10 protein-coding genes are annotated in these 9,077 nt (G+C 72.8%); 7 read left to right on the forward strand and 3 right to left on the reverse strand.

All coding sequences use genetic code 11. From position 1 onward, the window contains the following. Positions 1–517 (forward strand): hypothetical protein (locus tag KBX53_RS12605; protein WP_210859303.1); only part of this gene is annotated, 517 nt, incomplete at its 5' end. 13 nt (positions 518–530) lie between these two features. Here KBX53_RS12605 and KBX53_RS12610 read toward each other — a convergent pair. Further along, positions 531–887 carry a hypothetical protein gene (locus KBX53_RS12610; RefSeq protein ID WP_210859304.1) on the reverse strand — a complete coding sequence of 119 codons (357 nt, stop codon included), beginning with the start codon at positions 885–887 and terminating at the stop codon, positions 531–533. A 55-nt stretch (positions 888–942) separates the two neighbouring features. Between KBX53_RS12610 and KBX53_RS12615 the strand changes: the two genes are divergently transcribed. Continuing rightward, complete coding sequence (locus KBX53_RS12615) at positions 943–1,389, forward strand: MarR family winged helix-turn-helix transcriptional regulator (protein ID WP_209444520.1); 447 nt, start codon at positions 943–945, stop codon at positions 1,387–1,389. 37 nt (positions 1,390–1,426) lie between these two features. Here KBX53_RS12615 and KBX53_RS12620 read toward each other — a convergent pair whose 3' ends face one another. Further along, the gene (locus KBX53_RS12620) at positions 1,427–1,891 is read right to left on the reverse strand and encodes a septum formation initiator (RefSeq protein ID WP_210859306.1); all 465 of its coding nucleotides are present in this window, start codon (positions 1,889–1,891) and stop codon (positions 1,427–1,429) included. 102 nt (positions 1,892–1,993) lie between these two features. On the opposite strand from KBX53_RS12620, the gene KBX53_RS12625 reads away from it, so the two are divergent. The 3 genes from KBX53_RS12625 to KBX53_RS12635 are packed head-to-tail and all read left to right on the forward strand — an operon-like array spanning position 1,994 to position 4,558. Next, positions 1,994–2,689 (forward strand): response regulator transcription factor, encoded by a 696-nt coding sequence (locus tag KBX53_RS12625; RefSeq protein ID WP_210859308.1) that lies wholly within the window; start codon positions 1,994–1,996, stop codon positions 2,687–2,689. Further along, entirely contained in the window at positions 2,686–3,975 is a 1,290-nt protein-coding gene (locus tag KBX53_RS12630) for a HAMP domain-containing sensor histidine kinase (RefSeq protein WP_210859310.1), read from the forward strand. Before KBX53_RS12625 ends, KBX53_RS12630 begins: the two co-directional genes overlap by 4 nt. 28 nt (positions 3,976–4,003) lie before the next feature. Beyond that, a complete protein-coding gene (locus tag KBX53_RS12635; protein WP_210859311.1) occupies positions 4,004–4,558 on the forward strand; it encodes a DUF5872 domain-containing protein in 555 nt (184 codons plus the stop codon). 59 nt (positions 4,559–4,617) lie between these two features. On the opposite strand, the gene KBX53_RS12640 is transcribed toward KBX53_RS12635, so the two are convergent. Beyond that, the gene (locus KBX53_RS12640) at positions 4,618–5,499 is read right to left on the reverse strand and encodes a LysR substrate-binding domain-containing protein (RefSeq protein ID WP_030330435.1); all 882 of its coding nucleotides are present in this window, start codon (positions 5,497–5,499) and stop codon (positions 4,618–4,620) included. 69 nt (positions 5,500–5,568) lie between these two features. Between KBX53_RS12640 and KBX53_RS12645 the strand changes: the two genes are divergently transcribed. Both KBX53_RS12645 and KBX53_RS12650 read left to right on the forward strand, forming a co-directional pair. Further along, positions 5,569–6,051, forward strand: coding sequence for a GNAT family N-acetyltransferase (locus tag KBX53_RS12645; RefSeq protein WP_210859312.1), 483 nt, complete (start codon positions 5,569–5,571; stop codon positions 6,049–6,051). A gap of 139 nt (positions 6,052–6,190) precedes the next feature. Beyond that, positions 6,191–9,077 (forward strand): bifunctional [glutamine synthetase] adenylyltransferase/[glutamine synthetase]-adenylyl-L-tyrosine phosphorylase (locus KBX53_RS12650; protein ID WP_309140764.1); only part of this gene is annotated, 2,887 nt, incomplete at its 3' end.

The raw sequence follows: 9,077 nt of genomic DNA on the forward strand, positions 1-9,077 counted from the left end.
GGTGCCGCGTCGCCGGGCGATCGCGGTGCTGGGCGTACGCCGACTGCTGGCGCTGCTGCTCGCGCCAGTCGCGGTGGTCGCCCTGTTGGTGACGAACCGGGTGACCAGTCCCGCGTTCAGCGTCGTCGGCGGGGTGTCCTACCAGGTCTTCTACGACCTCGAGTCGAGCAGTGAGCTGGTGCTCTGGCTCTACGTCGCGGGCCTGGCGCTCGCCGCGTTGGCCATGGTGGTCGCGGTGGCCACGCTCAGCCCGGGGGTGCGCCGGCGGATCGTCGTCATGCTCCTGCCGGTGGCGGCCCTCGCCCTGGTGATCGACAGCACCCTCGCCGGTTGGGTCACCTCGACCATGCACATGGGACATGCCATCCCCCTGGTGCCGGCGCAGTGGGCGATGCTGGTGCTGGTCGGGCCGGTGACCTTCCTGGCCGGGGTGCTGCTCGTGCGTCGTCGAGAGGAGACCCTGCGCATGGTCGCCCTCGGCCGAGACGCCGACCGCGAGCAGCCAACGGGTCAGTGAGGCGGCGGACAGCTCATCCGAGCGTGGTGCTCCCGGCACCGTCGCGGAACACCGCACGACTCAGATAGTGCCGGGATCGCCGATCGAAGCGCCCGAGCAGGTCGCGGGCGGCTGGCGGGACGACGGACGTTGACGGATCGCCCCCGGTGAAGGCTGACACCGCGGCGAAGTCGGTAAATGTCATGGCGGTGAGGAACTCGCTGCCCGTGGCGGGGTCCAGCTCCTGCGGCGAGCGACGCAGAACCCGAAGCTCCCGAAGCCCGTCCACGCCCCGGGCGAGGATCGCGGGCGCGATGTCCTGTGTCAGCAACCGCTCGTAGGCGTCGGCGTGAGCGGGCTCGGTCCATCCGCTCCACAGTCGAAGAATCATGACAGCATGCTGTCATTTGGGTAGTAGGCTGTCAATGTTTGGTACCATGCCGTCCGTGACGGATCGGGAACGGGTCGATGCGTACCGGCTGCTGATGGCGGACGTGTACGAACTGGCGGGCGAGTCTCGGCGCTCAAGCGAGCAGCTTGCCCGAGCAGAGGGGCAAACTGCCGCGCGATGGCACGTGATGAGCGTGCTCTCCGACGGCTCCCGCACCGTCGCCAGCGCGGCGCGCAGACTTGGCCTGGCCCGACAGAGCGTGCAGCGGGTGGTCGACGACCTGGCCCGTGCCGCAATGGTGGAGTTGCACGACAACCCGGATCACCGCCGAGCGCCACTCGTGACACTCACGGAAGCGGGCCGGGCCACGCTCACCGGCCTACTGGAACGCTCGGACGCTGACCGCCGGGACGCCGTGGACCGGGCCGGCCTCAGCCTCAGTGATCTCGAGGACGCCCGCGCGACCCTCCGACGGTTGGTGGACGCCCTGCAACGCCGCTGAGCCCGCCGTGCCCCGCACCATGACTGCTCGCCGGTCGTCAGTCGTCGGCGACAGCCACCGGCTCCGAGCCGATGCAGCGCACCTTCAACTCGTACTCCCGGGCCGCCCCCTGGAACGTGACCTCGACGTCGTCGTCCGGGCCCCGGTCCACGTCGCGGACCCGGTAACCCTGCGCGGGCGCCCAGGAGACGAGACGTACGCCGCCGGGGCCGCACTCGGCCACGGCCATGCCCCCGTCGGTGGCGAACCCCCGACGGGCCCCGGAGTTGGCGCTCGGCGCGGGGCCTGTCGTGCCTGGCGCGGCCGAGGCGCTGCCCGTCGCGCCGGTGGGCGCCGGCTCTGGTGAGGCGAGCGCCCGTTCGATCTCCGCCGCGCTGCGCACCCCACCCGGGGTGCCGGTGATGCTCTCACCCACCAACCGGATCGCGCCCAACCCGATCACTGTGGCCACGGCGGCGGTGGCCACCCACCCGGTGGCGATGAGGATCGAACGACGGCCCATTGCCTGACTATCCCCGATCCGGCCTCGTGGTTGGCACATCCGAACGCTAAGGCACGGTTAACGTGCGCCTCGCTGCCACTGACAGCGGTTAGCCTGCCAGCTGTGGCCCGCCTGTTGCTCATCGAGGACGACCTGACGATCCGTACCCCGCTGATCCGGGCCCTGCGCGAACGCGGCCACGCGGTGGCCGCGGCCTCGACCGCGATGGCCGGGCTCCGCGACGCGCTGGAGGACCGACCCGACCTCGTCGTCCTCGACCTGGGCCTGCCCGACCTGGACGGCCGCGAGTTGCTGCGGATGCTGCGCGCGGTCAGTTCGGTGCCGGTCATCGTGGCCACCGCCCGCGACGACGAGGCCGAGATCGTCCGGGTGCTCGACGCCGGCGCCGACGACTACGTGGTCAAGCCGTTCACCGCTGCGCAGCTCGACGCCCGCGCCCGCGCGGTGCTGCGCCGGGGCCCCTCCGGCCCCGACGGGCAGGACCCGACGCTGGTCGTCGGCGGGCTCCGCGTCGACCCCCGCGCCCGGCAGGTCACACTGGACGGGACCGCTGTCGAGCTGACGCCCCGCGAGTTCGACCTGTTGCACCACCTCGCCGGCCGACCCGGCCAGGTGGTCACCAAACGCGAACTGCTCACCGAGGTCTGGCAGATCCCGTACGGCGGCGCCGACAAGACCGTCGACGTGCACCTGTCCTGGTTGCGTCGCAAGTTGGGGGAGAACGCCCAGCAGCCTCGCTACCTGCACACCGTGCGGGGTGTCGGGGTGCGTCTGGAAGCCCCGGCGGCGCAGCCGTGAGGGCCCGCCTCGCGCTGCTGGTCGCCGCGGTCAGCGTCCTCACCCTCATCGCGTTCCTGGTGCCGTTGGCGCTGCTGGTCCGCACCGTCGCCGAGGACCGGGCCACCGTTCGGGCCACCGCCGACGCGCAGAGCCTGGTGCCGGTGGTCGGCACCGCCGACGCGGCGACCATCCGGCTCACCGTCGAGCAGCTCGCCGCCGAGTCCGGGCGACCGGTGAGCGTCTTCCTGCCCGACGGCACGGTGCTCGGCGCCCAGACACCGCGTACCCCGGCGGTGGCCCTCGCCGCGCGCGGACAGAGCCTCACCGGGGAGTCGGCGGCCGGCCGGGAGGTGGTCATCGCCGTGCAGGGGCGGGCCGACGGCACCGGGGTGATCCGGATCGCGGTACCGCAGCACGAGCTGACCGCCGGAGTGACCCGGGCCTGGTTGGTGCTGGCGCTGCTCGGCGTGATCCTCGTGCTGATCGGGTTGGCGGTCGCCGACCGGCTGGCGCGCACCCTGGTCCGGCCGATCAGCGACCTCTCGGCCGTCTCCCACCGGCTCGCCAACGCCGAGTTGGACGCCCGGGTCACGCCGGCCGGTCCCCCCGAACTGCGTGAGGTGGCCGGCGCGCTCAACCATCTCGCCAGCCGGATCCAGGTGCTCCTGGTGCAGGAACGCGAACAGGTCGCCGACCTGTCGCACCAGCTGCGGACGCCGCTGACGGCGTTGCGCCTGGAGGCGGAGTCGTTGCGTGACCCGGACGACGCCGCCCGGATCACCGCCGCCGCCGACGGGCTCGAACGCGCGGTGACCGGGCTGATCCGGCAGGCCCGGTGGCGGCACAACCCGGCGGCGCAGCCGGCCGCCTCGGACGCGGCGGCGATCGTCGCCGACCGGGTCGCGTTCTGGTCGGTGCTGGCCGAGGACACCGGCCGGGCCGTCACCCTCGACCTGACGCCCGGCCCGCTTCCCGTCGGTGTGGCCGCCGACAACCTGACGGCGGCCGTGGACGCCCTGCTCGGCAACGTCTTTGCGCACACCCCCGACGGCACGCCGTTCGCCGTCCGGCTCGCGCGCGAGGCGGGCGAGGTGGTGCTCACCGTCGCCGACGAGGGCCCGGGCATGCCCGCCGGGGCGATCCGGCGGGGCGCGAGCGCCGCCGGGTCCACCGGCCTCGGCCTGGTCATCGCCCGGCGTGCCGCGCAGGCCGCCGGCGGTCGGCTGGAGGTGCGCACCGGACCGACGGGCGGCGCCCAGGTGCTGCTCCGACTCGGGCCTCCGGCGTCGCCGCGGGACGCATAGCCGGTGCGGCGCCGGGTAGCTGCCAGTTATGGCGCGGTACACGAAACCCGAGCTCCGGGAGCAGATCAAAGAAGAGGTCAAGGCCTCCGACAAGGGCGGCCGGCCGGGGCAGTGGTCGGCGCGCAAGTCACAGCTGGTCACTCAGGAGTACAAGAAGCGCGGCGGCGGATTCCTGGGCGAAAAGGACGAGCGGCAGAAGTCGCTCCAGCGCTGGGGCAACGAGAAATGGCAGACGAAGGAGGGCGACACCCGGGCGCGCAAGGACGGCACGACGAGTCGCTACCTGCCCAAGAAGGCCTGGGAGGAGATGTCGGAGAGCCAGCGGCGCGCGACCGACACGAAGAAGCGCGAGGCGTCCCGATCCGGCAGGCAGTACGTCGCCAACACCGGGCCGGCGAAACGCGCCCGTCGGGACGCCACCACGGCCGGCCGGATGTCGGAGATGTCGGTCGCGGAAGCGACCAAGCTGGTCCGGGGCCTCGACACGCGACAGCTGAAGACCGCGCTGCGCAACGAGCGCGCCAGCAAGGACCGCAAGACGCTCGTCCAGCGACTGGAGGCGGAGCTCAACCGGCGAGGGTAGCCGGGTACGGGCGGATCCGCCCCTGCCGTGCCGTCGACGCTGCTCTTGTGCCGTCGAGGTCAGGGCACCTGCCCTACGGCCCCGAAGCTCGTCGAGGTGATCCGGTCGTCATCCCGGCGGCGCAGGATCCGCATCTCCGTGGTGGCCCCGGTGCCGGTCAACGGCAGTACCGCCACCGGCGGGGGCACCACTGCGGAGATGCTCGCCGGCGCGATCGTGACCCCGAGGCCGGCTGCGACCAGGTGCGCCAGAGTGTTCCAACTGCTGGCGACCTGGACGACGCGCGGTGTGTAGCCGGCGTCCAGGCACGGTCGAAGGTTGCGCTGGTAGGCCCGCTCGCCGGCCACCCGGGGGAAGAAGACGAACAGATCGTCGCGCAGCAGCGCGGCGTCGATGCTGGGGTCTTTCGCGCGCGGGTGGTCGGCCGGCAGGACGGCGACGAAGGTCTCGGTGGCGAATGTGGTGCCGACCAGGTCGTCGTGGTCGTCCGCGTCCCGGACCACGCCGACATCGATCTCGCCGGTCAACAGCCGGTCGACGATCTGCGCCGTGAACGCCTCGTGCAGACGCAGGTGAACGGCCGGATGGTGTTCCCGGAACCGACGGATCGGCCCGGCCAGTCCGAGCTGGATCGCCGAACTGACGAAGCCGATGTCGAAGCGTCCCTGCTCGCCACGGCCGATCCGGCCCGCCTCGTGCACATCGTCGGCGACGGCGGCCAGCACCCGCCGGCACCGGATCAGGTACGCCTCACCCGCCGGCGTCAGCGTCACCGACCGGGAGGTACGAGCGAACAGCGGCGTACCGATCATCGCCTCCAGCTGGCGGATCTGCTGCGACAGCGGCGGTTGGGCCATCCGCAGCCGTGCCGCGGCCCGACCGAAGTGCAGCTCCTCGGCGACCGCGACGAAGTACCGCAGATGGCGCAGTTCAGGATCCATATGCCAAGGATATAGATTGTTCGGAACAAGATATTGGACGTTCGGATAGCGGGCTCAGAGAATCGAACCATGAATCCGAGCACGCTGACCGTCACGTCCATGACGACCGCCGAGGAGGCCGCGGCCTTCCGGACGTTGAACGAAGAATGGATCTCCCACTTCTTCGCCGCCCTTGAGGAGTCTGACCGCAAGACGCTCGACGACCCGTTCTCGGCCATCGTCGACCCGGGTGGTGACGTGCTGATCGTCCGGGACGGCCGGGAGATCGTCGGCTGTGTCGCACTGATCCGCAGCTCGGCGGAGGTCTTCGAACTGTCGAAGATGGCGGTGGCCCCGGCGGCCCGCGGCCGGGGCATCGGCCGTCAGCTCATCGAGCTGGCGATCGCGCGCGCCCGCCAGCTCGGCGCGGCCACCCTGTTCCTGGGCAGCAACACCAAGCTTGCGAACGCCGTGCACCTCTACGAAAGTGTCGGCTTCCAGCACGTCGATCCGGAACAGATCCCGCTGCCGCCGTACGCCCGCGCCGACGTTTTCATGCGGATGGCGCTCTGACCGCTCGAAGCCGACGCGCAGTCCCGAGAGGGCGGTACGGGATCCTCGGCTTAACCCGGCCTTAGCGTCCGGACAGCGCGGTGCTATCCCAACCTGACCGATCCTCGGAGTCGACAACCGAGGAAAGGTGGACACCACGATGAAGCGCACCAATCTGCTTCTGGCGTCGGTCGGCGGGTCGGCGGTGCTGGCGGTGGCCGGGGTCGCGCTCGGCGTCACCGCCGCGAACGACTCGCGGACCGGCGGCACGGCGCTCGCCGCGGCAACCGTCGCGCCGCCGGCCACCGACACGCCGTCGGCCCCATCGGGTACGCCGTCGAGCGGCACGCCGTCGTCCGGTACCCCATCCGGTACGCCGTCGGCCGGTACGCCGTCGACCGGTAGCGCGCCGGCGGGCAGCGCGGTCGACGAGACGCGTGCCGGTGAGATCGCGCTCGCCAAGGCCGGTGGCGGCCAGATCGTCGAGGTCGAAGCCGAGCAGGAGAACGGCCGGCCGGTGTGGAGCGTCGAGATCGTCGCGGGCGACATCGAGCACGAGGTGGACGTCGACCGGGACAACGGGTCGGTGGTCAAGGCCGAGCAGGAGCCGGTCGACGAGGCCGCCGCGGAGTTGCTCGCCGCGCTGTCCCGGGCCGCCGACCCGGACCTGGCGCTGCGGCAGCTGCACCGCATCGTGGAAGCGGAGAGCCGCAGCGCCGACGGCACCGCCGGGAGCCGCGCTACCGATGGCGGTGTCGAGTCGCCGCTGCTCGCGGACCTGCACAACGACCCCGGGCTGCGGCGGCGGCTGGTGGCGGTGCTCGGCGCCTCGTCGGCGCTCGGCGACCACCTGGTGGCCCACCCCGAGCACTACCAGGCGCTGCGGACCGCCCCGGACGGGCTCGCCCCGATCGCCGAGGGGCGGCTGGAGCCGGCCGACGGCGGCCACCCGGTGGCGGCGTTGCGGACCGCGTACCGCCTGGCGTTGTTGCGAATCGCGGCGGCCGACCTCACCGGCGGTCGCGGCCTGGAGCAGACGATGGCCGCGCTCTCCGCGCTGGCCGACGCGACGCTGTCAGCGGCGTACGAGATCGCTGTCGCCGAGCTGGCCGACGGCACCGAGCGGCCCCGGCTGGCGGTCGTGGCGATGGGCAAGTGCGGCGGCGGCGAGCTGAACTACGTCTCCGACGTGGACGTCATCTTCGTCGCCGCCGAGGACGCCGACCTGTCCGCCGCGACCCAGGTGGCGACCCGGTTGATCTCCATCTGTGGGCTGGTCGCCTGGCCGGTCGACGCCGCGCTGCGCCCCGAGGGCAGCCGTGGCCCGCTGGTGCGGACCCTCGCCAGCCACCTGGCCTACTACCGGCGGTGGGCACGCACCTGGGAGTTCCAGGCGCTGCTGAAGGCCCGCCCGGCCGCCGGTGACCTGCCGCTGGCCCAGGAGTGGATCGACCAGCTCGCGCCGCTGGTCTGGCGGGCCGCCGAACGACCCGAGGCGGTCGAGGACGTCCGCGCCATGCGTCGCCGGATCATCGACAACATCCCGCCGAAGGAGCTGGAACGCGAGATCAAGCGCGGTCCCGGTGGGCTGCGCGACATCGAGTTCGCCGTCCAGTTGCTGCAACTCGTGCACGGTCGCGGCGACGAGACGCTCCGCGAGCCGGGCACCATCCCGGCGTTGCGCGCCCTGGTCGCCGGCGGCTACGTCGGTCGGGCCGACGGCGAGGCCCTGCTGCGCGGCTACCGTTTCCTGCGCAGCGTCGAGCACCGACTGCAACTCCAAGGGCTACGTCGTACGCACACGGTGCCCGCCGAACCGGGCGCGTTGCGCTGGCTCGCCGCCGCGCTGGGTTTCACGGCCGCGCCGGGGCGCAGCGCGGTCGAGAGCTTCCGGGCCGAGTGGGTCACCCACGCCACCGAGGTACGCCGACTGCACGCCAAACTGCTGTACCGGCCGCTGCTGGAGTCGGTGGCCCGGGTGCCGGCCGACGGGTTGCGACTCACCCCGGAGGCGGCCCGCAACCGCCTGGAGATCCTCGGCTTCGCCGACCCGGCCGGGGCGCTGCGTCACCTCCAGGCGCTCACCGGCGGGGTGAGCCGCACAGCCGCCATCCAGCGCACGTTGCTGCCGGTGCTGCTCAGCGAGTTCGCCGACGCGCCGGAGCCGGACCGGGGGCTGCTCAACTACCGCAAGGTCTCCGACAAGCTGGGCAGCACCCCCTGGTATCTGCGGCTGCTGCGCGACGGCGGCCCGGTGGCCCGCCGGCTGGCCCGGGTCCTCGCCCTGTCCCGGTACGTGGCCGACCTGCTGGCCCGTGATCCGGAGGCGCTGCGGCTGCTGGCCGAGGAGAACGAGCTGGCCCCGCGCCCGCCGGAGGTGCTGCGGGAGGGGTTCCTGGCGGCGGCGGCCCGGCACGCCGACCCGGTGGAGGCGACCAGCGCGGTGCGCGCGCTGCGCCGTCGGGAACTGGTCCGGGTGGCCTGCGCCGACGTGCTCTGCCGGGCGGGTTCGCTCGCACCCACACCCACCCGACCGGACGGCGCGAACCGGCCGGCTCCCGGCCTGTCCGACATCACCCAGGTCGGTACGGCGCTCGCGGACGTCACCGACGCCACCCTGGCCGCCGCGCTGCGGGCCGCCCAGGCCAGCCAACCCGCGCCGGAAGGGTTGCGGTTCGCGGTGATCGGCATGGGCCGGCTCGGCGGGTACGAGTCGAACTACCTCTCCGACGCCGACGTGCTCTTCGTCTACGACCCGCCCGCCGGGGTCGGCGAGAGCGCCGCCAGCGCCGCCGCGCACGCGATCGCCGAGGAACTTCGTCGACTGCTCGGCGTGCCCGCCCCCGACCCGCCGCTGGGCGTCGACGCCGACCTGCGCCCGGAGGGTCGGCAGGGTCCGCTGGTCCGCAGCCTCGCCGCGTACGCGGCGTACTACGCCCGCTGGTCACGGGTGTGGGAGGCGCAGGCGCTGCTGCGCGCCCGGTTCGTCTGCGGCGACGCGGGCCTGGGCGCCGAGTTCGAGGCGATGATCGAGCCGGTGCGGTACC

Source organism: Micromonospora sp. M51 (assembly GCF_018070305.1).
Taxonomy (GTDB): Bacteria; Actinomycetota; Actinomycetes; order Mycobacteriales; family Micromonosporaceae; genus Micromonospora; species Micromonospora parva.